The 24,063-nt window shown below is 72.2% G+C and carries 22 protein-coding genes and 1 riboswitch; of the genes, 10 read left to right on the plus strand and 12 right to left on the minus strand.

Translation table 11 applies throughout. The annotated features are described in order from the left end of the window. The first annotated feature begins 2 nt into the window (after positions 1-2). On the plus strand, positions 3-770 hold the full coding sequence (locus tag NIE79_RS03065; RefSeq protein WP_238677083.1) for a TetR/AcrR family transcriptional regulator: 768 nt from the start codon (positions 3-5) through the stop codon (positions 768-770). Positions 771-776: 6 nt separating this feature from the next. Here NIE79_RS03065 and NIE79_RS03070 read toward each other — a convergent pair whose 3' ends face one another. Next, positions 777-1,595: a helix-turn-helix transcriptional regulator gene (locus NIE79_RS03070; protein ID WP_238677084.1), complete on the minus strand. Its 819-nt coding sequence runs from the start codon at positions 1,593-1,595 to the stop codon at positions 777-779. A gap of 132 nt (positions 1,596-1,727) precedes the next feature. On the opposite strand from NIE79_RS03070, the gene NIE79_RS03075 reads away from it, so the two are divergent. Next, entirely contained in the window at positions 1,728-2,645 is a 918-nt protein-coding gene (locus NIE79_RS03075) for an SDR family NAD(P)-dependent oxidoreductase (RefSeq protein WP_238677085.1), read from the plus strand. Between the two features lie 9 nt (positions 2,646-2,654). After that, positions 2,655-4,805, plus strand: a complete 2,151-nt coding sequence (locus tag NIE79_RS03080) for a hypothetical protein (protein WP_238677086.1) — start codon at positions 2,655-2,657, stop codon at positions 4,803-4,805. Between the two features lie 44 nt (positions 4,806-4,849). Here the strand turns inward: NIE79_RS03080 and NIE79_RS03085 are convergent, their stop codons facing one another. The 3 genes from NIE79_RS03085 to NIE79_RS03095 all read right to left on the minus strand — a co-directional run bounded on the left by NIE79_RS03085 (position 4,850) and on the right by NIE79_RS03095 (position 6,940). Continuing rightward, a complete protein-coding gene (locus NIE79_RS03085) occupies positions 4,850-5,248 on the minus strand; it encodes a hypothetical protein (protein ID WP_238677087.1) in 399 nt (132 codons plus the stop codon). Beyond that, positions 5,245-5,694, minus strand: coding sequence for a hypothetical protein (locus NIE79_RS03090; RefSeq protein ID WP_238677088.1), 450 nt, complete (start codon positions 5,692-5,694; stop codon positions 5,245-5,247). Before NIE79_RS03090 ends, NIE79_RS03085 begins: the two co-directional genes overlap by 4 nt. 367 nt (positions 5,695-6,061) lie before the next feature. After that, positions 6,062-6,940, minus strand: coding sequence for an alpha/beta fold hydrolase (locus NIE79_RS03095; protein ID WP_238677089.1), 879 nt, complete (start codon positions 6,938-6,940; stop codon positions 6,062-6,064). A gap of 139 nt (positions 6,941-7,079) precedes the next feature. On the opposite strand from NIE79_RS03095, the gene NIE79_RS03100 reads away from it, so the two are divergent. Together NIE79_RS03100 and NIE79_RS03105 are read left to right on the plus strand one after the other, a co-directional pair. Further along, complete coding sequence (locus NIE79_RS03100; protein ID WP_238677090.1) at positions 7,080-10,409, plus strand: ATP-binding protein; 3,330 nt, start codon at positions 7,080-7,082, stop codon at positions 10,407-10,409. Positions 10,410-10,648: 239 nt separating this feature from the next. Beyond that, complete coding sequence (locus NIE79_RS03105) at positions 10,649-12,223, plus strand: Na+/H+ antiporter (RefSeq protein WP_238677091.1); 1,575 nt, start codon at positions 10,649-10,651, stop codon at positions 12,221-12,223. A gap of 8 nt (positions 12,224-12,231) precedes the next feature. Here NIE79_RS03105 and NIE79_RS03110 read toward each other — a convergent pair whose 3' ends face one another. The 5 genes from NIE79_RS03110 to NIE79_RS03130 form a co-directional block, all read right to left on the minus strand. Further along, positions 12,232-12,975 carry an amino acid ABC transporter ATP-binding protein gene (locus NIE79_RS03110; protein WP_238677092.1) on the minus strand — a complete coding sequence of 248 codons (744 nt, stop codon included), beginning with the start codon at positions 12,973-12,975 and terminating at the stop codon, positions 12,232-12,234. Continuing rightward, complete coding sequence (locus NIE79_RS03115) at positions 12,972-13,748, minus strand: amino acid ABC transporter permease (protein ID WP_238677093.1); 777 nt, start codon at positions 13,746-13,748, stop codon at positions 12,972-12,974. Before NIE79_RS03115 ends, NIE79_RS03110 begins: the two co-directional genes overlap by 4 nt. Before the next feature lie 39 nt (positions 13,749-13,787). Further along, positions 13,788-14,669, minus strand: a complete 882-nt coding sequence (locus NIE79_RS03120) for an ABC transporter substrate-binding protein (protein WP_238677094.1) — start codon at positions 14,667-14,669, stop codon at positions 13,788-13,790. Positions 14,670-14,770: 101 nt separating this feature from the next. After that, complete coding sequence (locus NIE79_RS03125) at positions 14,771-14,911, minus strand: hypothetical protein (protein WP_238677095.1); 141 nt, start codon at positions 14,909-14,911, stop codon at positions 14,771-14,773. A 32-nt stretch (positions 14,912-14,943) separates the two neighbouring features. Then, a riboswitch (SAM riboswitch) is annotated at positions 14,944-15,055 on the minus strand. A gap of 86 nt (positions 15,056-15,141) precedes the next feature. Beyond that, positions 15,142-17,100: an amino acid transporter gene (locus tag NIE79_RS03130; RefSeq protein ID WP_238677096.1), complete on the minus strand. Its 1,959-nt coding sequence runs from the start codon at positions 17,098-17,100 to the stop codon at positions 15,142-15,144. 154 nt (positions 17,101-17,254) lie between these two features. Here NIE79_RS03130 and corA point away from each other — a divergent pair, with 154 nt between their 5' ends. Further along, the gene (corA, locus tag NIE79_RS03135) at positions 17,255-18,385 is read left to right on the plus strand and encodes a magnesium/cobalt transporter CorA (RefSeq protein WP_238677097.1); all 1,131 of its coding nucleotides are present in this window, start codon (positions 17,255-17,257) and stop codon (positions 18,383-18,385) included. Positions 18,386-18,401: 16 nt separating this feature from the next. Here the strand turns inward: corA and NIE79_RS03140 are convergent, their stop codons facing one another. Both NIE79_RS03140 and NIE79_RS03145 read right to left on the minus strand, forming a co-directional pair. Further along, positions 18,402-18,587, minus strand: a complete 186-nt coding sequence (locus NIE79_RS03140; RefSeq protein WP_238677098.1) for a hypothetical protein — start codon at positions 18,585-18,587, stop codon at positions 18,402-18,404. Between the two features lie 209 nt (positions 18,588-18,796). Continuing rightward, a complete protein-coding gene (locus tag NIE79_RS03145) occupies positions 18,797-19,312 on the minus strand; it encodes a 2'-5' RNA ligase family protein (RefSeq protein WP_238677099.1) in 516 nt (171 codons plus the stop codon). Between the two features lie 78 nt (positions 19,313-19,390). Between NIE79_RS03145 and NIE79_RS03150 the strand changes: the two genes are divergently transcribed. From NIE79_RS03150 to NIE79_RS03160, 3 genes are all read left to right on the plus strand, one after another. After that, a complete protein-coding gene (locus NIE79_RS03150) occupies positions 19,391-19,900 on the plus strand; it encodes a mycothiol transferase (RefSeq protein WP_238677100.1) in 510 nt (169 codons plus the stop codon). A gap of 80 nt (positions 19,901-19,980) precedes the next feature. Further along, positions 19,981-20,388: an SCP2 sterol-binding domain-containing protein gene (locus NIE79_RS03155; protein ID WP_238677101.1), complete on the plus strand. Its 408-nt coding sequence runs from the start codon at positions 19,981-19,983 to the stop codon at positions 20,386-20,388. Beyond that, positions 20,385-22,442: an amylo-alpha-1,6-glucosidase gene (locus NIE79_RS03160; protein WP_238677102.1), complete on the plus strand. Its 2,058-nt coding sequence runs from the start codon at positions 20,385-20,387 to the stop codon at positions 22,440-22,442. Before NIE79_RS03155 ends, NIE79_RS03160 begins: the two co-directional genes overlap by 4 nt. 43 nt (positions 22,443-22,485) lie before the next feature. On the opposite strand, the gene NIE79_RS03165 is transcribed toward NIE79_RS03160, so the two are convergent. Continuing rightward, on the minus strand, positions 22,486-22,989 hold the full coding sequence (locus NIE79_RS03165) for a DinB family protein (RefSeq protein WP_238677103.1): 504 nt from the start codon (positions 22,987-22,989) through the stop codon (positions 22,486-22,488). 134 nt (positions 22,990-23,123) lie between these two features. On the opposite strand from NIE79_RS03165, the gene NIE79_RS03170 reads away from it, so the two are divergent. Then, the gene (locus NIE79_RS03170) at positions 23,124-24,029 is read left to right on the plus strand and encodes a DUF72 domain-containing protein (protein WP_238677104.1); all 906 of its coding nucleotides are present in this window, start codon (positions 23,124-23,126) and stop codon (positions 24,027-24,029) included. Positions 24,030-24,063 lie beyond the last annotated feature (34 nt).

Here is a 24,063-nt window from a genome sequence, read left to right on the forward strand (position 1 = left end):
CCATGGCGAGTGAGCGCAAGGCGACCGCGGACCCGGCCCGCAGCCTGGCCCTTCTCTGGCGCACCCGGGAGCCGACCAGCCGCAGCGCCGGTCCGGCGCTCAGCGTCGACCGGATCGTCCGGGTCGCGATCGACATCGCCGACACCGAGGGGCTCGACGCGCTGACGATGCGCCGGGTCGGTGAGGCGCTGGGGGTCGGCACCATGTCGGTCTACACCTACGTGCCGGGCAAGGCCGAACTCGTCGCCGTCATGATCGACACCGCGTACGGCGAGATGCCGCGCCCCGCCGTCGAGGGCGACTGGCGGACCCGGCTGGAGCGGATCGCCCGCGACAATCTGGCGCTCTACCAGCGGCATCCCTGGATGCTGCGGGCCGAGACGACCCGACCGGTGCTCGGCCCGCACCTGATGGCCAAGTACGACTACGAGCTTGGCGCGATAGTCGACATCGGGCTCACCGACGTCGAGGTCGACGCGGTGCTCACCCTCGTGCTCGGTCACGTGAAGAGCGCCGCCCGGGCCGCCTCCGAGGTGGTCGACCTGGAGCGCGAGACCGGCATGACCGACGGTCAGTGGTGGCAGTCGCACGCGCCCTGGCTGGAGACCTTCCTGAAGCCCGGCGCCTACCCGATCGCCTCCCGGGTCGGCACCGCTGCCGGCCAGCAGCACGGCGCCGCGTACGGCCCGGAGTACGCGTTCGAGTTCGGGCTGCAACGCGTCCTCGACGGGATCTCGGTGGTGGTCGCCGAGCGGGCGGCCAACCGGTAACCGGCCCTAGCGTGCTGCCCGTCGAGCCAGCCGGGCCAGCGAGCGCGCCGAGGGGCTGCCCGGCTCGGCGTGATAGACGACCAGCGACTGGGTGGTGCCGCTGATCGTGAGCTTCTCGTAGCGCAGCGCCAACTCGCCCAGCTCCGGGTGCTGGAACACCCGCACCCCACCGCCCGCGCGGGCGGTGACGTCGTGCCGGGCCCACAGCCGCCGAAACCGTTCGCTGCCGGTCGTCAGCTCCTGCACCAGCTCGACGAGGCGGGGGTCGTCCACCTCGGGGCCGACCTGTGCGCGCAGGCCGGCCACCGCGTTGGCCGCGACCGCCGTCAGAGCCGGGTAGAGCGCCGGCACGCTCGGGTCCAGGAAGACCGCGCGCAGCAGGTTCACCCCGGCGGCGAAGATCGGCGCCAGCGCGGTCGCGGCGGGGTTGGCGAAGAGCACGTCCAGGTGTCGACCGTGCACGAAGGCGGGCGTCTCGGCCCACGAGCCGACCAACTGCCGGATGCCCACCGGCACCCGCTCCGATGGTCGCGCCGCCCGGCGGGTGGGCACCGGCCGGGCCAGGCCGTGCAGGTGTGCGGCGGCATCCGCGTCCAGCCTCAACGCGCGGGCCAGAGCCTCGACCACCTGCGTCGACGGGTGCCGGTCACGCCCCTGCTCCAACCGCAGGTAGTAGTCGGCGCTGATGCCGGCGAGCAGGGCCGCCTCCTCGCGCCGCAGGCCGGGCACCCGCCGACGGCCGTGCGCGGGCAAGCCGACGTCACCCGGCCCGATCAGCTCGCGCCGGGCACGCAGGTATTCGCCGAGGGGGCCGGCCGTGCTCACCCGCCCATCGTAGGAGCCGCCTACCGACCGCTCAGCCTGGTCCTGCCACTACCAGGAAAAACAGGGAACCGGCTAGGGCCCGCCGCCGGGGTGACAGTGTCGGGGTAAGCGTGATCGAGAGACGGGACAGCAATGACAGAGCGCATCACGACCCCCTTCGGATTCGCCTCGACCGCCGATGAGGTCATTGCCGGGGTGGACCTGAGCGGCAAGAGGGCCATCATCACCGGCGGTGCCGCCGGTATCGGCATCGAGACGGCCCGTTCGCTCGCCGCCGCCGGCGCCGAGGTCGTGCTCGGGGTCCGCCGGGTCGCGGCGGGTGAGCAGGCCGCCGCCGACATCGCGGCCAGCGTCGGCGCGGAGCGGGTCACCGTCCGCGCGCTGGATCTGGCCAACCAGGATTCGGTACGCCAGTTCGTCGCCGGCTGGGACCAGCCGCTGCACATCCTGGTCAACAACGCGGGGATCATGGCGCTGCCCGAGCTGGAGCGCACCGCCGAGGGCTGGGAGATGCAGTTCGCCACCAACTTCATGGGGCACTTCGCCTTGACCGTCGGCCTGCACGACGCCCTCGCCGCGGCCGGCGGCGCCCGGGTGGTTTCGGTCAGCTCCAGCGGCAACCTCTTCTCCCCGGTGATCTTCGATGACCTGCACTTCGCGTTCCGGCCGTACGACCCGCTGCTGGCCTACGGGCAGTCCAAGAGCGCCGAGGCTCTGCTCGCCGTGGAAGCCACCCGCCGCTGGGCCGGCGAGGGCATCTACTCCAACGCGCTGAACCCGGGCGCGATCGCCACCGGGTTGCAGAAGCACACCGGTGGGCTGAAGTCGCCGAAGGAGATGCACAAGACCCCGCAACAGGGCGCGGCGACCTCGGTGCTGCTCGCGGCATCCCCGTTGCTGGACGGCGTCGGCGGTCGCTATTTCGAGGACTGCACCGAGGCACCGGTCGTCACCGAGCGGCCCGCCGACTACAGCGGCGTGGCCGCGTACGCGGTCGACCCGGGCAACGCCGAGCGGCTCTGGACCGTGGCTTCGGACCTGATCTCCTGAAGGATGGCGATGGCCGGCGACCAACCGCGACGGCACGACGTGGTGGAGTTGCGGGTGCACGGCGTGTCCGGGGCGGACCCGACGGTCATCCTCGACCAGCGGCAGGTCCGGCAGGTGGCCGGCGACGGCAGCGGGGGCTTCCACCGGGTCGCCCGGTCGGACGGCGTCGGCCCGGACGGGGTGACGTTGGAGGCGTACCGCTGGGGTGACCTGCCCTCGGGCACTGTGGGCCGAACCCTCGCAATGGTCTTCCTGCTGCCGTTCATGCTCAGCAACGTGGCGGTGTGGATGCGCCCCACCGGCCGCCGCCGCGCCGCCGCGGTCAGCGTGCTGTGTCGGCTCCTCGCGCTCAACCTCACAGTGCTGTACGTGGTGTCCATCGCCGGAGTCGCCCTCGACCTGCTCGCCTGGCGGTGTCTCGGTGCGGCCCGCTGCCGCCCGCCCTTCGACGGCATGGCCGGGCTCGACGGTCGGCACGTCGGGCAGCGGCTGGCAGTGCTGGCGCTCCTGCCGATAGCCGCCATAGCGGTCCTGCGTCTCCTCGGCACCCGTCGGTCCGGCCCGGCCGACAACCCACTGTGGGCAGTGGAGCCGCTGGTGCACCGGCTGCGCGCGATCCACGTGGCCGCCGCGCTCGCCGTACTCGATGTCGTGCTGCTCACCGCCCGTCGCGCCAGCGGCGCGACGTTCTCCACGACGCTGCTGCTGGCGCTCAGCACGGCGGTGGTGCTGCTCTGCGTCGGTCTGCTCGCCGCCCCGGGGTTGATCGACAGGGCGGCGACCGCGCGAACTGCCACCTGGACCGCCCGCACGGCGGTCGGGGTGGCGGCCGTCCTGAGCGTGGCGACCCTCGTCACCGTGGCCAGCGACGGGCGCGACTGGTCGTCGGCGACCGGGCTTCCCGGCTACGGCGGGCTCGCAGGCTTGGCGCTGTTCGGCCAGATGATGTTGCTGGTGCTGCTCAGCGCGGTGGTGCTGTGGCGGCGCGGTCGGGTGGGCGGTCGGTCCGCGCTGCCGGGTGGCCTGGGCGCGGCGGTCCTCGCCGCCCTCGCGGTCGGCCTGACCGGCGCGCTCTCCGCCGGCCTCGTCTACCAGGCGGGGGACCTGCTCGGTGGCTACCGCGGTGACGGTGGGCCACCGTTGCCGTATCGCTGGACGCTGCTGGCCTTCTTCCTGCACGTTGTCGCGGCGGTGCTGCTGTGTGGCGCGTTGACAGTCGTGTCGCGGCGGGGCCGGCGGCGCGCGGCAGCGGCGATCACCACCCGTGACTTCCCGGTCGTGCCACCGGAGGCGGTCGGCCGGCTGCGGTTGGCGACGAGGACAGTCGCCCGGGCGCGGTTCACCGAGTGGTTGGGTCTGCTGGCCGCCACGTACGCGGCGCTCGCGGTGGTCGGACTGACCACGAGTCTGGTGGGGCGTACCGGGCGCGACCCGGAGGAGTTGTCCCGGCACCTGCTCGGGCTACCGGCCGGCGCCGTCCAGATGGGGCTCAGCGGGGGCAGCTATCTCCTCGCCGCGCTGCTGCTCACGCTGTTGATCGGTGGCGTGTTCGCCTATCGGACCGCGTGGTTTCGCCGGCACGTCGGCATCCTGTGGGACCTGGGCACCTTCTGGCCCCGGGCCGCGCACCCGTTCGCCCCGCCGAGCTACGCCGACCGTGCGGTGCCGGAACTGGCCGATCGGATCAGCCAACTGGCCGAGCGGCACGTCGGGGTGTTGCTCTGTGGGCACAGCCACGGGTCCGCGCTGCTCGCCCTCGCGGTGCTGCGGCTGCCCCCGCGCGTGCGTCAACGGGTCGCGCTGCTCACCTACGGGTCGCCGTTGGACCGCCTGTACGCCCGGCTCTTTCCGGCCTACCTCAACGAGGAGGTGCTGCGTGAGGTGGGGGAGCGGGTCGAGTGGCGGTGGCTCAACCTCTGGCGGGACACCGACCCGGTCGGCGGTTGGATCTTCGCCGCACACCGCCCCGGCGATCCACCCACGGACCCGGTCGATCCGGCGGGCCAGGTCGACCGGCGGTTGCGGGACCCACCGGAGCTGCTGGCGGCGCCGGGGGAGCGGTCTGCGCCGCCGCTACGGGGGCACCATCCGGGCGAGACCGACCCGGAGTTCCGGGCGGCGGTGCGCGAACTCGCCGAACGCCTTCGTGGTGCTGGCTGAGCCTGCCGGTCGTGGGCCGGGCGGTACGGGGGACACCGCCACGGTCAGCGGTCCATCCCGGGTACCCGGTCGGACTCGGCCACCGTCGCTCGGACCTTTCGCAGGGTGGCGTCAGGGGCACGGATCGCGGCGCGCCAGCGGTCCACCGTCCGGGTGAGCACCCGGACCACGAACTGCAACTGGTTGACCTGCTCGCGGAGCATGCCCAGCTCGGACCGGGCGCTGAACGCCTCGCCCTCCAACTGGGTGATCCGCGTCTGCAACGGCTGCACGAGCGTGAGGGCGGCCTCGGTGAGCGTGTCGGCAGCGTCGGCCTTGAACTTGCCGCGCTGCACCACGACGGTGGCGATCGCGGCCAGGCCGGTGCCTCCGCCGAGGATGCCGAGCACGCTGAGCGCCACCTGCACCCAGTGCGGTGCGGCCGGTGCGGGTGCGGTAATCACGTGACACCTGCCTGCAACTGTTCGTAGGTCACAAATTCGCACGCGCGGGCCAGGCGACGAAGGTCGATGGCGATCTGCCCGGCCCGCCAGAGCGACCCGACAGTCACCGCCATCACGAACGACGTGGCGACTATGGAATTCCGGCCCGACATGACCAACAGGGCCACCGTGTACATGCCGGTGAGCGTGCCGAGCACCAGCACCGCCGCGAGTTCGAGGCCGAGCCCGGTGGAGAGCCGGCCGGGCCACAGGATGCCCAGTAGTCCGCCCACGCCCACCGCGATCAGGCCCAACTCCCAGGCGATCTGGATGGGCTCCGGCATCGACGTCTGGACGGACGTCGGCCGGACATTCAGGATCATCATCAGAATGCCGCAGAGCGGTGCCGCGGCCAGGACGGCGATCTCGTACGGCTGGTGGCGGGATCGGATTCGTAGGTTTCCCACGGCAACTCCTTGGTCGAGGACCGGCGTCCGGCAGCGCCAGGTGGACCAGTGCCGTTCGGTGGGCCGCGACTGTTGAGTTGCGGCCCGTGCGGCGGAGCCCGGTGGTTCGTTGCCCGTGGACGGTCGTTGGGCGAGAAGATGGAGGCGACTCGACCTCGTTGGCTGCCGTTATCTGCCTGTGTATCACCGATGGCCGGTTGGCGTCCACCTGGTGTAACGTCGCATTCCCGCAGGTCAGGGCCCATTAATGGCTGACTTTGGGCTGTGGGACGGGCGAAGCGCGGCGACCCGGCCGCTCGGCCACCCGGTGACAAGGAGTGTCGGATATCTTGCCCAGGGTGACAGTGGCGGCCGGGTCGCCGATCGATCAACGGGCGAGCAGGGCGCGCAGCGCCCGGAGCACCTCGGCCGGGGCCTCCTCCGCCATGAAGTGTCCGCAGGTGACCGTCTGGTGGTCCAGGTCGGGTGCCCAGGCCCGCCACACCGCCGCCGCGTCGTAGCCCAGCGCCGCGCCCCAGTCCTGCTGGAGCACCGTCACCGGCATCCGCAGCTGGTTGCCGGCCGTCCGGTCGGCGGCGTCGTGGGTCACGTCGATCCCGGCGGACGCCCGATAGTCGGCGACGATCGAGGGCACGGCGTCGCGGGACGCACGCAGGTACGCGGCCCGCACCTCCGCCGGCAGGGCGCCCGGATCACGGGTCCAGACGTCCAGGAAGTGACCGAAGAAGGCGTCCGGGCTGGCGGTGATCAGCTCTTCGGGCAGGCCGGGCGGCTGCGCCATCAGATAGAGGTGAAACGCCACAGCGGCGCTGGCACCGTGCAGCACGTCCCACATGTCCAGTGTGGGTAGCACGTCGAGCACTGCCAGGTGACTGATCGCCGCCGGATGGTCGAGGCCGGCGCGGAACGCGACAAGGGCGCCCCTGTCGTGCCCGGCCAACGCGAACCGATCGTGTCCGAGCGCGCCGGCCAGTGCCACGATGTCGGCGGCCATTGTGCGCTTGGCGTACCCGGCGCCGTCGGTGTCGAGGGGCTTGTCGCTGGCGCCGTAGCCGCGCAGGTCGGGGCAGATGACCGTGTGGTCTGCGGCCAGATCGGCGGCGACGTGCCGCCACATGAGATGGGTCTGCGGAAAGCCGTGCAACAGCACGATCGCCGGCCCGGAACCGCCCACGGCGGCGTTGAGCGTCACCCCGTCGGCGACTGTGACGCGTCGGTAGTCGAATCCGTTGATCTTCGGGTCCACGGGGAACCTTCCTGGTGAGCAGTGCCGGCGGGGGCGGTGGCCCCGTCGCCGCCGTACCGCGTCGAGCCTGCTCGGCGGTGATCAGCAGCCGGTCAGCGTCGGATCAGTACCGGCCGGGCCACGGGCCTAGATTGGTGCCATGACCAGGCAGCTGACGGCACCCGTCGCGGTGACCTTCGGCGTGCTCGGGCCGGTGACCGCCGCGACCGAGCGCGGCCCGGTCCCCCTTCGGGGACACCGGCAGCGCCTGGTGCTGGGCCGGCTGTTGATCGCCCACGGTCGGGTGGTGCCGGTGGATCGTCTCGTCGACGACCTGTGGGAGGTCGCACCGGACGGCGCGGTGGGCGCGATCCGAACCTTCGTCGCCGACCTGCGCCGGGCCCTGGAGCCTGACCGACCACCCCGCCAGCCACCCCGGATCCTGGTCACCGAGCCGCCCGGGTACGCCCTGAAGGCCGCCCCGGACGCTGTCGACGCCGGACGGTTCGAGGCAGCCGTCGGCGAGGCGGCCCGGCTGCTGACGGCCGGACGCCCCGCGCCGGCCCTGGCCGCGCTGGACGCGGCGCTCGGGCTCTGGCGCGGGCCCGCGTACGCCGACTGCGCCAACGAGTCCTGGGCGATCGCGGAGATCAACCGGCTGGACGAGCTGCGGATGCTCGCCATCGAGCGGCGGGCGGAGGCGCTCCTGGCGCTGGGCCGACCGGACGAGGCCGCCGCGGACCTACCGGCACACCTGGCCAGCCATCCGCTGCGCGAGGACGCGTGGCGGCTGCTCGCGACGGCCCGGTACCGCGCCGGCCGGCAGGGCGACGCGCTGGCCGCGCTGCGGGAAGCCCGCCACGTCCTGGTGACCGAGCTGGGCGTGGACCCGGGGCCCGAGCTGCGACGGCTGGAAGCCGACATCCTGGCCCAGGCGCCGCACCTCGCCCCATCCCTGGACCGGGTCGCCACCCCCGGCCTCGGGGAACCCGTTCGACCCGCCCAGGCGGAGCAGCGCCCGTTCGTCGGTCGCGACGCGGAGCTGGAGCGGCTGTGGCACGCCGCCGAGGCCGCGTCCCGACGCCGCCAGCCCGCACTCGCCCTGCTCAGCGGCGACCCGGGCGCCGGCAAGACGGCGCTGGCCGAGGCCCTCACCCGGCGACTCGCCGCCGAGGGCTGGACCACGGCATGGGGACACAGCCCGGAGTACGACGGCGCTCCGGCGGCGTGGCCGTGGACCCAGATCACCGACGTGCTCGCCGGGCCCGTCGCCGCCCCCGCCGTCGCCGCCGACTCGGCTGACCCTGCCACCGTGCGGTTCCGTCGACACCGCGAGGTGGCCTCGCTGATCTCGGCGGTCGCCGACCAGGAGCCGCTCCTGCTGGTCCTCGACGACCTGCACCGCGCCGACGGTGACACCCTGGACCTGCTGACCGCACTGCTCACCGGCCCGCAGCCGGCCAGCGGGCCGGTGCTGATCCTCGGCACCTACCGGGCCACCGAGATCAGCCCGGAGCTGACCGCCACCCTCGCCCGCGCCGCCGGGCTGGAGCCGGTCCGGGGGTATCTTGCCGGCCTGCCCGCGTCGGCGACCGGCGAGCTGGCCGGCGCCATCGTCGGGGCGGAACTGGACCCGGCCACCGCCCGCTCGATCCACCGTCGCAGCGGCGGTAACCCGTTCTTCGTCCGCGAGCTGGCCCAGCTCTACGCGAGCACGGGCCAGGCGGGGTTGGCCGCGGTGCCGCCCGGGGTACGCGACGTGATCCGGCACCGGCTGGCGCAACTACCCGCCCCGACCCGTGCCGTGCTGCGGCAGGCGGCAGTGCTCGGCCGGGACCTCGACCCGGACGTGCTGGGCGTGCTGGCCGGTGACCCGACGGCAGCGCTGGACGCCGTCGACCGCGCCCTGGCAGCCGGGTTCCTCACCGAGCGGGAGTCCGACGGGCGGCTGCGCTTCACCCACATCCTGGTCCGCGACACGCTCTACGCCGACCTGTCCGCGCCGCGCCGTGCCGCCTGGCACGCGGCCGTCGCCGATGTGCTGCGACAACGGGAAACCGTCGAGCCGGCGGCCCTCGCGTACCACCTGCTTCGCGCCGGCGGGCCGGTCCACGCCGCCGAGGCGTCGACCTACGCCCGGGTGGCGGCCGAGCGGGCCGAACGGGGCGGCAACCCCCACGAGGCGGCCCGCCTGTGGGGCCAGGCGATCGACGCGTACGACCGGGCCGGTGGGGTCGAGCCGCGCGGTCGGGTGACCGCGCTGCTCGGCCTGGGGCGGGCGCTGGCCGTCACGGGCCGGCTGGCCGAGGCACGGCGACGGCGAGCCGAGGCGATCACCGCCGCCGAGTCCACCGGCGACCCCCTGCTGATCCAAGAGGCCCTAGCTGGCTTCGACGTGCCCGCCAGTTGGACGCGCAACGACGACGACCTGCTCTCCGGGCACATCGTCCGCGCCGCCGAACACGCCCTGACCGCGCTCGGCCCGATCGGCTCGGCGCAGCGCAGCCGGCTGCTGAGCACCCTCGCGCTGGAACTGCGCGGCACCACCACCGATCGTGGCCGCCGCGCCGCCGCCGAGGCCGAGGCCATCGCCCGCGACATCGGCGATCCCGGGCTGTTGGCCTTCGCGCTCAACGCCCGCTTCATGCACGCCTTCCACAGCGTCGGTCTGGCCGACGCGCGGGCCCGGATCGGCCTCGAACTGGTCGAGCTGGCCGCCCGGCACCACCTGGTGACCTTCGAGGTGCTCGGCCATCTCGTGCTGGTCCAGGCCAACTGTGCGCTGGCCGACCGGCCCGCCGCCGACGCCCACGCGCGCGCCGCCGACCGCCTCGCCGAGCGGTACGAGCTGCCGTTGGTCGGTGTCTTCACCCGGTGGTACGCCGCGCTGCGCCTGGCGCTGAACGGTCATTCGGTCGCGGCGGCGGACGCGTACCGGGCGGCAGCCGACCGAATGTCCACTGACGGCATGCCGGGGCTGACCCAGGGGTTACTGCCGCTCGCTCTGCTCGGCCTGCGCCTGGCCGACGCGGTGAGCGACGCCCCGCCGGCAGGTGACGCCCGGCTGGTCCCCGGGCTGCGAGCGAATCCCGGGCCGGACGACGAGGACTGGGCGCGGCTGGACTGGGGCCCGCACGAGCCCTGGGTCCGACCACTGCTGCTCGCCGCCGCAGGCGACCGCAGTGCCACCCGAGCGGCACTGCGAGCCCTGCCGGACGGGCCGCACGACCTGCTGCGGGAGGTGCGGCTGTGCCTCACCGCTCGGGCGGCGCTTGCCATCGACGACCGGTCGACCATGGAAACCGTCGCCGCCGCGCTCCGCCCGGCCGTCACCGAACTGGCCGCCGGCAGCGGAGTGGTCACCGTCGGCCCGATAGCCGGGCACCTCGCGGATCTGGCCGCTGCCCTGGGCCGCGACAAGGAAGCCGCCGAGCACCGTCGGACCGCTCGCGCGCTCACCGCGCGTGTCCGCGCCGACGACCCAACCTGAGCGCCGCCGGGCGAAGCTGCCCGATGCCAGGGCCGGCCACACGGAACACGACCCAGGCGGAGAAGTAGCGTCTCCCCAGCTCGCGCGTTCTTCCGGTGCACCTTCTGGTGCCACACGACACTGTCCCCCGAGCTCGGGCTACCTGGCGACTTGCCGGTTTCCGCCGGAACCCACCGGTGGGTGCTGTCAGATGGAACCACCGGCGCGTCCACCGTCGGCCACGGTCGGAGGGAGTACGCGTGGAGGCGCTCATCCTGATCGTGGCGCTGGGCCTCACCGTCCTCGTCGGCACCACCCTCGGCGGCCGGTACCGGGTCGCCCCACCGGTCCTGCTCATCGCGTTGGGCGTGCTGCTCGGGCTCACGCCGCCGCTGTCCGAGGTCACCCTGGAACCCGACCTGGTTCTGCTGATCTTCCTGCCGGCGATCCTGTACCGGGAGAGCCTCACCATCAGCCTGCGGGAGATCCGGGCCAACCTGCCGGTGATCGGGCTGCTCGCCGTGGTGCTGGTGGTGCTCACCATGGTCACTGTGTCGTTCACCGCGCAGGCGTTCGGGGTGAACCCCGCCGCCGCCTGGGTGCTCGGCGCGGTCCTCGCGCCGACCGACGCCGCCGCGGTCACCGGCCTGGCCAAGCGGCTGCCCCGGAAGCTGCTCACCACCCTGCACGCGGAGAGCCTGATCAACGACGGCACCGCGCTGGTGGTCTTCGCGGTGGCCGTGGGGCTGCTCAGCCACAGCGACAAGCCGGGCGTGCTGGGCATCGGCGAGGAGTTCGTCGGCGCCAGCGTCGGCGGCGTGGTCGCCGGTCTGCTGGTGGGGGCCGCCGTGGTGCTGATCCGCAAGCGGCTCGACGATCCGTTGCGCGAGGGGGCGCTCAGCGTGCTGACGCCGTTCGGCGCCTTCCTGCTCGCCGACTCGGTGCACGCCAGCGGTGTGCTGGCGGTGGTGGTCGCCGGCCTGGTGCTGGCCTACGCCGGCCCACGGGTGATCCGCGCCCGGTCCCGGGTGCTGGCGTACGCGTTCTGGGACCTGTCCACCTTCCTGATCAACGGCGGCTTGTTCGTGCTGCTCGGCACGCAGATTCCCCGCGCGGTGCGGGGCATCACCAGCACCTCGCCCGGGCGGGCTCTGGTGATCGTGCTGGTGGTCACAGTGGTCGTGATCGGCACCCGGCTGCTCTTCGTCTACCTGACCGCGCAGTCGGCGCGGCTGCGGCGCCGCCGGATAATGGACCCGAGCCAGGGGCCGTCCGCCTGGCGGGTGGGGACCGTCGCGGGCTGGTCCGGTTTCCGGGGCGCGGTCTCGCTGGCCGCCGCCCTGGCCGTCCCGACGGTGATGGTCGACGGTCGACCTGTTGTCGAACGCGATCTGATCATCTTCGTCACCGCACTGGTGATCGTGCTGATCATGCTGCTTCAGGGCACCACCCTGCCGTTGGTGGTGCGCTGGGCCGGGCTGAGCGGCGACCCGGAACGCGTCGACGAGGCCCGCAACGCCCGGCGGCGGGCCACCGAGGTGGGTCTGGCCGCCCTTCCGCAGGTCGCCGCGGAGGTCGGAGCCCGGAATGACTCGGTGCGTCGGCTGGAGGCCGAGTACCGGCGGCATCTGGAGGACCTCGACGAGAGCGGCGGGAACACCGCCGAGGAGCGTCGGTTGGAACGCCGACTGCGCCTCGGCGTCCTCGCCCACAAGAGGCGGGAGGTCACCCGACTGCGCGACAACCGGGAGATCGACGACCTGGTGCTCCAGGAACTTCAGGCCGCGTTGGACAACGAGGAGATCCGGCTGCTGGGGCGCGGACCCAACGAATGACGGAGGGCTCAGAGCACCTGGTCGAGGAACCGGCGAAGCCGCGGATGCCCGGCCCGCTCGAAGATCGCCTCGGGTGGGCCGGCTTCCAGCACCACGCCCCGGTCCATGAAGGCGACGGTGTCGGCGACCTGCCGGGCGAAGCCCATCTCGTGGGTCACCACCACCATGGTCATGCCGGCGGCGGACAGGTCGGCCATCACCCCGAGGACGCCCTTGACCAACTCCGGGTCGAGCGCCGAGGTGGCCTCGTCGAAGAGCATCACCTCGGGCCGCAGCGCCAGCGCGCGGGCGATCGCCACCCGCTGCTGTTGACCACCGGAGAGCTGCGCCGGCCGGGAGTCCGCCTTGCCGGCCAGCCCCACCAGCTCCAACTGGGCCCGGGCGACGGTCTCCGCCTCGTCCGCACCGAGCTTGCGCAGCCGGCGCAGCGCCAGCGTGACGTTGCGCAGCACGCTCATGTGCGGGAAGAGGTTGAACTGCTGGAACACCATGCCCACCCGCTGCCGCAGCGCGTCGGGGTCGTCGCCCAGCACGCTGCGCCCGTCCAGCAGCACGTCGCCCCGGTCCGGTTCGATCAGCCGGTTGATGGTGCGCAGCAGCGTGGACTTGCCCGACCCGGACGGGCCGATGACGCAGGCCGTCGCGCCCCGCGGCACCGAGAGGTCGACGCCGCGCAGCACCCGGTTCGGTCCGAAGGCGAGGTGGACGTCGCGTACGTCGAGGCTGACCGAGGTCGTCGTGGCGGTGGTCATCGCCGATCTCCTTCCGTGGCGGCGTACGAAAAGGTTTCGTCGTCGTCCTCTTCGGTCGACGCGGTGGCCGGCCGGCCGTTGCGCAGCCGCCGGTCGATCCAGTTGACGACGTGCGTCAGCGGGACTGTCAACGCCAGGTAGCACAGCCCCGCCAGCAGCAGCGCCGACTCGTTGCCGGTGGTCGCCGCGTAGTCCTGCCCGATTCGGAACAGCTCCCGCTGACTGGCCACCAGGCCGAGGAAGTAGACCAGGCTGGAGTCCTTGATCAGCGCGATGAGCTGGTTCACCCAGGCCGGCAGCACCCGCCGGATGCCCTGCGGGATGATCACCAGCCGCATCGCGTCGGCCCAGGAGAAGCCGAGCGCCCGGGCGCCCTCCAACTGGGCGGCCTCCACCGACTGGATGCCCGAGCGGAAGATCTCCCCGATGTACGCGGCGGCGATCAGCGACAGCGCCAGGATGCCCAACGGGTAGGGGTCCGGCCCCCAGACCTGCATGCCCAGCGGGGCCAGCCCGACGCCGATCAGCAGGATCGTCGCCGCCGCCGGCAGCCCCCGGAACACGTCGGTGTAGACCCGCGCCGGCCAGCGCAACCAGCGACTGCGGGAAATCCCGGCGACGGCCAGCAGCAGGCCCAGCACCGAGCCGAGCAGGGCGGCGGAGACCGCCAGGATCAGCGTGTTGGGCAACCCGACGGTCAGCATCTCGGGCAGCGCCTCGCGCATCGCGTCCCAGTCGAAGAAGGTCTCCCACAGGGTGCTCAACGGATCCATCTGTCGCTCCTCCTACCGCCCTGCTCGCTCGTCACCGGCTCAGGACGCGGCCGACGCGGACGCCGACGGTGTGGCCGACGCGGACGGGGCCTTCACAGTGCCGCTGCCCGGCGTGAAGTCCGCCGGGATCGGCCGGCCCGGGTAGTACTGCGCCTGCAACCGGCTCCAGGTGCCATCGGCGATGACCTCGTCGAGGCCCTTGTTCAGCGCCTCGCGCAGCTTGTCGCCGCCCTTGGCCACGGCGTACGCGGTCGGTGCCGGGCTGAGCTGCTTGGCGGCCACGGTGATCTTGCCGTTGCTGTCCGCGGCCGACTTCTCGCCGATCTCCGCCGGGGCGATCCAGGCGTCGGCGGTGCCCGCCTTGAGCTGGTTGATCGCGCCGTTGTAGTCCGGCACCCGCACGGGGTTGAGCTGCTTGCCGGTGGCGTAGTCGTCCTGGACGGTGCCCTGCACCACCACGACCCGCTTGCCGGCGAGCTGGTCGAAGCCGGTGATCGGCGAGCCGGCCGGGACGTCCAGGCCGAAGTAGCCGAAGTCGTAGCCGTTGCCGAAGTCGACTGTCTTCTTGCGGGCCTCGGTGATGGTGATCGAGGAACTGCCCACGTCGAACTTGCGGTTGTTGACCTGGCTGAGCAGCGCGGAGAAGTCGGTGCCGACGAACTCGACGGTGAGGCCGAGCTTGCCGGCCACCGCGGTCAACAGGTCGTTGTCGAAGCCGGTGAACCTGCCGTCCTTGAGGTACACGTTCGGCGGAGCGTCGGTCAGCGTGCCGGCGCGCAGCACGCCCGCCTGGGCCAGGCCGTACGGGTTGGCGGTGGCGTCGGACGAGCTGTCGTCGCCGCAGGCGGTGAGGGCGGTGGCGGCCAGGATCGTGGCCGCGCCCAGGGCGGCGGCACGGGTCAGGGCAGGAAGGAATCGCACTGGTGTCTCCGAAAGGGTGGTGTCTCGGGGCGCACGGACGTGCGCCACCGACGGCGCGCCCGATGGGCGTACCGGTGGGAAGGGAGCTCGGGAAGGGGGTGCTAGAGCGCGGTGCCGCGACGACAGGCGGCGCTGCACATTCGCATCATGTCCACGTGCCGTCGCCGGGTCAGTGCGGGCGAGGGTCGACCGGCGCGGGAGTCCGCGACGTCGGTCGGTGGGGCGGTGCGCAGGATGCTCATGGTTCTCCCGGGTCTGTGCTGACCTGGGTGCCAGGCCACGCTTGCACCGACGTCGTGCCGGTGCCTGGTCTTCACCCGGGGCACCCCACCGCGGAGGAGGGTTGCCGGCCAGCGAGCCGGGGCTTCGCGCTGGCACTCATGACCTGCGCCGAGGCTAGCAGCAGGAACCTGGGGATCGTCCAGTCGTTATGACCACGCTCACCGTGCGCGACGAACTGCCGGCTCGCAGGTCAGCCGGCGTGCACGTGCGGTCGACGGTGCGGGTCGGGCTCCTGGCGGCGCAGGATCTCCCGGGTCACCGAGGCGATCGCGCCCTGCCCGAACGCCAGGTAGCGCAGGAAGTTGCGAGTCGGGCCGCCCTCGGACCACTCGAAGTAGATGTGGGGGCGCCGACGGCTGCGGTCGCGGATCTCCAGCAGCAGGGCGGCGAGCGCGGTGGGCACCGACGAGCTGGCCAGGCTGAGCACCGGGAAGCGGCCGTCGACCACCCCGCCGCGGACCAGCAGCTCCGTCTCGAAGTCGGACGGGTCGGTGACAGTGACCTCGACGAAGATCACGTCGCTGTCGTCGGGAAAGTCGTTGTCCGCCATGGTCTGCGCCAGCTTGGCGCGGTACTCCGCCTCGTCGCGCCGGTCGGGTTCGTGCGCGACGAGGCGGATCCGCCGTCCGGCGCGCTCGTCGATCATCCGGGCGGCCGTCCGGTCCAGCTCGACGTGGTCGACGCGCAGCTCGTAGGCCCGCATCACCCGGGACAGCACCGACACCAGGATGATCCCGCCGATGAAACAAGCCGCGATCTTGACGCCGTCCGGGCGCTCCACCACGTTCGCCACAGTGGTGTAGACGAAGATCACCGCGATGACGCCGAACGCGATGGTGCGGCCGCGCTGACGCTGCCGGAGCGCCGCGAGCGTCACCGCCGTCGCGGCCGAGGTGATCAACACCAGGACCCCGGTGGCGTACGCGCCGCCCTGCGCGTCCACGCTGGCCTCGAAGACGATCGTGATCAGGAACGCCACGGCCGTGAAGACCAGCACCAGCGGCCGGACGGCTCGCGCCCAGGTCGGCGCCATGCCGTAGCGGGGCAGGTAGCGCGGCACCAGGTTGAGCAGACCAGCCATCGCCGATGCCCCGGCGAACCAGAGGATGCCGATGGTGGACAGGTCGTAGATGGTGCCGAACACCTCGCCGAGGTGGGCGTGCGCCAGGTAGGCCAACGCGCGCCCGTTCGCCGGCCCGCCCGGCTCGAACGCCTCCGGCGGAATGAGCACGGTGGTCGTCACGCTGCTGGTGATCAGGAAGACGCTCATGATCACCGCTGCGGTGGTGAGCAGCCGGCGGGCGCCACGGATCCGGCCCAGCGGTCGTGCCTCCGAGTCCTGCGGGTCACCTCGTACGCTCGGCATGACCGCCACCCCGGTCTCGAAACCGGACAGACCCAACGCCAGCTTCGGAAAGACCAGCAGCGACAGCCCGACCACCAGCCACGGATCACCGTGCCCGGTGGTCAACATGGTGGTCCAGTCGCCGACAGCGCTCGGATGCGTCGCCACCCGCCACAGCGCGTCGGCCACCACCACCGCGTTCAGCGTCAGATAGACCGCGACCAGGACGACGGCGATCCCGATGGCCTCGGTGAATCCCTTGAGGAACACCGTGCCCAGCAGCGACACCAGCAGCAGCGTGACGAGCACCTCGTGACCCTTGAGCCCACTCGGCCAGAACGGGTTCTCGTCGATGTGCGCCGTCGCGTCGGCGGCCGAGAGGGTGATGGTGATGATGAAGTCGGTGGCCGCGAAACCGAGCAGCACCAGCACCAGCAACTTGCCCGGCCAGTAGCTGAGCAGGCGTACCAGCATCGCGATGGAGCCCTCACCGTGCGGGCTCTCCACCGCCACCCGTCGGTAGACCGGCAACGCTCCCAGCAGGGTCACCAGCACCAGCACCAGTGTCGCCACCGGTGAGAGCGCCCCGGCGGCCAGCGCCGCGATGCCCGGCTGGTAACCCAACGTGGAGAAGTAGTCGACCCCGGTCAGGCACATCACCTTCCACCACGGGTGGTGCCGGTGCTCCGGCGGGCGCCCGTGCGGCCCCGGGTGCTGCACGGCCTGGTCCGAGCCGGCGTCGAGCAGCCACCCCCGCAACCGGCCGGCGCGTCTGTCGACAGTCACCGGCGCGTCCCCCGTCATCCGCCCACGGTCACCGTGAGTATCCGCCCGACGGGCCGCCCCCGTCCGCCGGTGCGCGGAACCCAGCCGACGCCACGGCGGGTTTCAGGGCCCGGGACAGGGGGGAAGCAGCGCCCCGGGCTGGACGGGACGGCACCGGGGGAGGGGACAGGGCATGGTTGGCAGCCGTCGCTTCCGCCCGGGTGGTGGCTTCGGCCGCCAACTCGACGAGTACGAGACGAGGGTCGGTGTGCCCCCGTCCACGGAGCCGCCCGCCGCGTCCCACGGCGGCCTGGTGGACAGCGCGGTCTACATCCGAGGGCACCGGTTCGCCTCGCCGTCCGGCCTCGCCGAGACGTACCGCTGCCTCCAGGAGCAGGACGGCGCGATGGCCTGGATCGGGTTGTACCGACCCGACATCGAGCAGATCACCTCGCTGGCCCGGGAGTTTCGGCTGCACGACCTGGCGGTCGAGGACGCGATCAACGCCCACCAGCGGCCCAAGCTGGAGCGGTACGGGCACACCCTGTTCGTGGTGCTGCGCGCCGCCCGCTACGACGACCTGCGGGAGGAGGTCGAGTTCTCCGAGTTGCACCTGTTCATCGGCCCGGGCTTCGTGGTCACCGTCCGACACGGTGAGGCGCCCGACCTGGCCGCGGTGCGGCGGCGGCTGGAGACCGAGGCGCAGATGCTCGCCCGGGGGCCGGAAGCGGTCCTGTACGCGATCCTCGACCAGGTCGTCGACGGGTACGCGCCGGTCGTGGCGGGACTGGAGAACGACATCGACGAGATCGAGACCCAGGTGTTCGGTGGTGACCCGAACGCCAGCCGCCGCATCTACGGGCTCAGCCGCGAGGTCATCCAGTTCCAGCGGGCCGCCCGCCCTCTGCTCAGCGTGCTCGACGCGCTGGCCGACGGCGCCGGCAGTGCCAGCGCCGACGAGGAACTGCGCCGCTACCTGCGCGACGTGACCGACCACCTGACCCAGGTGGTGGAGCGGGTGGACGGTTTCCGGCACCTGTTGCAGAACATCCTCACCGTCAACGCCACCCTCGTCTCGCAGCAGCAGAACGAGGAGATGCGCAGCCTCACCGCGGCCAGCTACAGCCAGAACGAGGAGCTGAAGAAGGTCTCCTCCTGGGCGGCGATCCTCTTTGCTCCCACGCTCATCGGCACCGTGTACGGCATGAACTTCGTCCACATGCCGGAGCTGAACTGGCGCTTCGGCTATCTCTTCGCGCTGCTGTTGATGCTGCTGGTCTGCGGCACCCTCTATGTGATCTTCAAGCGGCGCGGCTGGCTCTGAGTCGCGCGGCCGGGATTCACTCGATGCCGCGAAGGATGTGCCGCTCGTCCTCGACGTCGTCGTCGCCGGCACTGATCCGGCCGAGCAGTACGGCGGCCGCCCAGATCGTCAGTGGCGTGGCCGCCCCGGTCATTCCGCCGCCGGTCCGGTCGTCCCGGGTCTGGCTCCGCTCTGTGCGCGGTGGCCTGCGCTGAGCCTGCATGGGCCCTGCCTCTCCTCGTCGAAGCCGCCGTGGGTGGCGCGGGGTGACCCCGCGCCACACCGGCCGGGCGAACCGCCTGCGAGCAGCTCACCACCGGTACGACAGCCACTCGAACCTTCCCACGCCCGGCCGCATCCGCACCGCTTGTTTTCGGGTTTCCGACTGTCGCCCGCCAAACCGGACATTACGCCTCGACGGTCGAGGCGTGGTCAAGGCAGCGGGTGGGCGATACCGCGGGCGTGGTCGGTGAGCGCCGCGCCGACCACCGTCGCGGCCAGCGGCAACACCTCCAGACAGCGGCGTACCGCTGCGGCCATCAGCGTGTTCGGCACCCGCATGGACAGCGTGCAGTGCGGCACCCACCGCCCCGGCTGGTAGTGCTCGGCGAGGGGGATGCCGGCGGCGGCGAGCCGGTCGTGCACCAGCCGGTGGTGCGCCAGCAACTCCGGGGTGGGAGCCGGGCCGAGCCAGAGCACCCGACCGACGAACTGGCCGGCGTGCTGGAAGTCGAGCCGCAGCGGGGCGGCCACCACAGTCCCCTGTAGCGCCTCGGCGACCTGCTCGGGGTCGAATCGAGGCGCCACCATGAGCGAGACGTGCGGACGGTGGCGCTGCTCCAGCAGCGAGCGCATGCTCTGCACGCCCTCGGCCTCCAGCGCGTCCCAAAGCACCCGGATCCGGCGGGTGGCGTCCGGGTCCAGGTACAACTCCACCGCGGCGACCATTTGATCACCGTAGCGGCCGAGGTTTGCGCGCCCGGGTCCGGCGGTACCTGTTCGGAAACCGACCAGGAAGGCGTTCCCGTGGATGTGAGTGACCTGCTGACCGAGGCGTACGACCGGCTGCCCGACCTCGTCCGCGCGGCCGTCGACGGCCTCAGCCCCGATCAACTGCGCCAGCAGCCCGGGCCGGGCGCCAACTCGGTCGGCTGGCTGGTCTGGCACCTCACCCGGGTGCAGGACCACCACGTCGCCGACCTGCTCGACGCCGAGCAGATCTGGGTGAGCGGCGACTGGGCGGGTCGGTTCGGGCTCGCCGCCGACCCCGACGACACCGGCTACGGGCACTCGCCCGCTCAGGTGGCGGCGGTGCGACCGGAGAGCGCGCAGGCGTTGATCAACTACTACGGGGCGGTCGCGGCGCGTACCGGAAGCTTCCTGGCCGGCCTGGTCCCGGCGGACCTGGACCGCGTGATCGACGAGGCGTGGGACCCGCCGGTCACCCTCGGCGTCCGGTTGGTCAGCATCGCCGACGACGACCTGCAACACGTGGGCCAGGCCGCCTACGTGCGCGGCCTGGTCGAGGCCGGCTGACGCACCCCTCACCCTCTTCGGGTGAACCGGGCTCACCCCGACGCGGGTGATCCTGCGGGAAACCGTGGGGAGGGGACCCGATGGGCGCGACGGCGGAGCAGTACCTACGGCAGCTGGACACCGGTCGGCGGCCCGACCTGCCGGAGACCACAGCGGGGACGCTGCGGCTGGACTTCCGCGACGACGGCAGCACCGATCACTGGTACCTGACCATCGCCGACCAACAGGTCCGGGTGACCCGCTCAGCCGACGATGCCGAGCTTGTGGTGCGGGCCGATCGGGCGGTCTTCGACCGGATGGCCCGCGGCGAGCTGCACCCGGGCGCGGGCCTGTTGCGCAACGAGCTGACCGTGCAGGGCAACATGCAACTGCTGATGCTGCTGCGGCGGATCTTCTCCGGGCCGGTAGGCGCCCGTCACCCGCAGGAGCTGGGCCGGGCCGCCCTGGTTGGCCGGGCCGCGACGACCGCTCGGAATGAGCGGTCGTGAAGCAGGAACTGGTGCACGTCATCGCCGGCAACCTGTTCGCGATCAGCGACGCCCAGGGCGACATCGAGGCCGACCCGCAGGCCCCGCTCGGACTCTTCGCGTACGACACACGGTTCCTGTCGCACTGGGTGCTCAGGATCGACGGCGAACGGATCAACGCGCTCTCCCGCGACGACCTCACCTACTTCGAGACCCGGTTCTTCCTGGTCCCCGGTGCGGCGAGCCACTACGTCGACGCGGACGTGTCGATCATCAGGCACCGCTCGGTGCACGACTGCCTGCACGAGAACATCACTGTGCTCAACCACTCGTCGCAGCCCGCCGAGTTCACCGTCCGGATGGAGATGGCCAGCGACTTCACCGACATCATCGAGGTCGGGCAGCTACGGCAGCGGGCCGTCGAGGTCAGCGCCGACCCGGCGAGCCAGCGGCTCGTGCTGCGCTACCAGCGGGACCGGTTCGTCCGCGAGACCACAGTGCGCAGCACCGCCCCCGCCGAGGTGGACGAGCAGGGGATGACGTTCCGGATCCGGATCGAACCCGACGGGAAGTGGGAGACCGACCTGCACGTCAGCGCGACAATGGGCGGCGAGGACGGTCGGGATCTCCGCGCCGACCTGCAGTCGCACCAGCAGACCGTGCGGACGGGGATGCGCGAGGACCTGGTGCAGTGGCTGGACCGGGCGCCGCAGCTGGTGGCCGAACGCAAGGGCCTGGAGGAGCTCTACCGGGGCAGCCTCGCGGACCTGGCGGCGCTGCGCTACAAGCCGCTGTCGTACCGCGAGCGGGTGCCGATCGGCGGTCTGCCGTGGTCGATGGGGTTGTGTGGGCGGGACGCCCTCATCACCTGCCTCCAGACGATGGCCTTCACCCCCGAACTTGCTCCGGCGACGCTGCGGATGCTGGCGCTCATGCAGGGCGGCCAGCTCGACGACGCGCTGGACGAGGAACCCGGCAAGATCCTGGCCCAGCTCCGGTACGGCGAAACGGGGGCGTTCAGCGACCGGGCGAGCGCGCTGTACTACGGCGCGGCGGACACCACCCCGCTCTTCGTCGTGCTGCTCGACGAGTACGAGCGCTGGTCCGGTGACGCCGACCTGGTCCGCGAGCTGCGTCACCCGGCCCGGATGGCGTTGGACTGGATCGACGAGTACGGCGACCTGACCGGGGACGGCTACCTGCGCTACCAGCGCCGCAACGAGCGCGACGGCACGGTCAACCAGTGCTGGAAGGACTCCCCGGACGCCATCGTCGACTCCCGCGGTCGGCAACCCGCCTTCCCCCGCGCCACCTGCGAGTTGCAGGGCTACGCGTACGACGCGAAGCGGCGCGGCGCCCGGCTGGCCCGGGAGTTCTGGGGTGACCCCGCGTACGCCGACCGGTTGGAACGGGAGGCGGCAGCGCTGAAGGAGCGCTTCAACCGGGACTTCTGGATGCCGCACCGGGAGTACTACGCGTTGGCGCTCGACCCGTACGGCGAACCGGTCGACGCGTTGGCCTCCAACATCGGGCACCTGCTCTGGAGCGGGATCGTCGAGGACGACCGCGCGGAGGCGGTCGCCGAGCACCTGGTCGGGCCGCGACTGTTCAGTGGGTGGGGGGTGCGCACGCTGGCCTCCGGGCAGCGCACGTACAACCCGGTGGGCGCACACCTGGGCGCGGTGTGGCCGTCGGACAACGCGCTGATCGCCGCCGGGTTGCGCCGCTACCGCCTCGACGCGCAGGCGGCCCGGATCGCTGACGGCATCTTCGACATGGCGCAGACGCTCGGCGGGGCGGCGCCGGAGATGATCGCCGGCTACGAGCGCAGCCTCACGACCTTCCCCGTCCAGTTGGCGACGAGCTGCCGCCCGCAGGCGTGGTCGTCGGGAGCGTTGCTGATGCTGCTCGGCACCATGCTGGGCCTGCGACCCACCGGCGACAACCTGTTGGTGAACCCGGCGGTGCCGGAGGGGTTCGGGCGGCTGGAACTGCTGGACATCCCGGGCCGTTGGGGTCACTCGGACGCCTACGCGAGAGACCGGACCACCGAACGCCGGCACCGCCTGCGCTGAGGCGATGGAACAGCGCTGAGCCCGCCGACGGTGGGCGTCGCGGTCAGCCCATGGTCTTGGCGCCGTCGATCGACTCCCGCAGGATGTCGGCGTGCCCGGCGTGCTGGGCCGTCTCGGCGATCAGGTGCAGCAGCACCCGGCGGACCGTCCAACTCGCCCCCACCTCGAACCAGGGCGCCTGCGGCAGCGGGTGCGCCGCGTCCAGGTCGAGGGTGGCGGTCAACTCGTCGGTCCGGGCGGCCACCTGCTGGAAGCGCTCGACCAGCCCGGTGAGGGTCTCGCCCGGCATCATCTGGAACTGACCGACCCAGTCGATCTCCTCGCGGCCCATCTCCTCCGCGCCGCCGACGGCGAAGAGCATCCACCGGTGCTCGACGCCGGCCACGTGCTTGACGAGGCCACCGAGGCAGAGGCCACTGACTGTGGGACGGCTGGCCGCCTGCTCGTCGGTGAGCCCGTCGACCGTCTGCAAGAGGAAACCGCGGTGCCTGCGGAGCGCCTGCAGGAGGTCGGCGCGCTCACCTGTGAGCTGCTTAGTGCTGGTCATGCCGCCACCCTTCGTTGATGTCCACCCGGTGCCACCGTAGGGCCAGGTACCGACACTTCCCGGGCACGACACCTCCTCGACCGAAGACCCGCCAGCGGTTGCCGATCCGCGCCGGTGGCGGTCCACTGAATGACATGGGTGTGATTAAGGTGGGCACGTCGTCCTGGGCGGACCAGTCCCTGCTGCGCTCCGGGTGGTACCCACGCTCGGCCAGCACGCCGGCCCGTCGACTGGGCTTCTACGCCAGCCAGTTCCCGATGGTCGAGGTGGACACGTCCTACTACGCCATCCCGGTGCCCGAGACGACCCAGGGCTGGGTGGACGCCACACCTGACGACTTCACCTTCGACATCAAGGCGTTCAGCCTCTTCACCGGTCACCCGACACCGGTCGCCGTGCTGCCCCGGGACCTGCGACCGGCAAGCGGCCCGACCCGGATCCGCCGCCGTGACCTGCCGGAGCCGGCGTACGACGAGCTGTGGGCCCGGTTCCGCGCGGCCCTCGACCCGATCGCCGCGGCCGGCAAGCTCGGTGTGGTGATGTTGCAGTTCCCGCCGTGGCTGGTGCGCAGCCCCGCGGCGGAACGCCGGATCGTCGAGCTGGCGCAGCGCTGCCGGCCGTGGCGGGTCGCCGTGGAGCTGCGGCACGCCTCCTGGTTGGACGACGACGCCGCGGCGGACACCCTGGACCTGCTACGCGCCCACGACCTGTCAGTGGTCTGCGTCGACATGCCGCAGGGGCACCCGTCGTCGGTGCCGCCGATCCTGAGCATGACGGCGGAGCCGGCGATCGTCCGGTTCCACGGTCACAGCGACGCCTGGCGCGAGGGCGACAAGCAGGAGAAGTTCCGGTACGCGTACGCCGAGGACGAGCTGCGGCACTGGGCCGGGCTGCTGGCCGAGTTCGCCGATCTCTCCGACGAGCTGCACGTGTTGTTCAACAACTGCTGCGCCGGGCAGGCCCAGCGCGACGCGACCCGGCTGGCGCAACTGCTCGCCGAGACGATGGTCGTCGAGCAGGCCGTCCCGGCGACCGGCTGACCGCCGCACGGGCTGCCCGGCCGGGCGCCGGTCC

This window comes from Micromonospora trifolii (assembly GCF_022229005.1).
Lineage (GTDB): Bacteria > Actinomycetota > Actinomycetes > Mycobacteriales > Micromonosporaceae > Micromonospora > Micromonospora trifolii.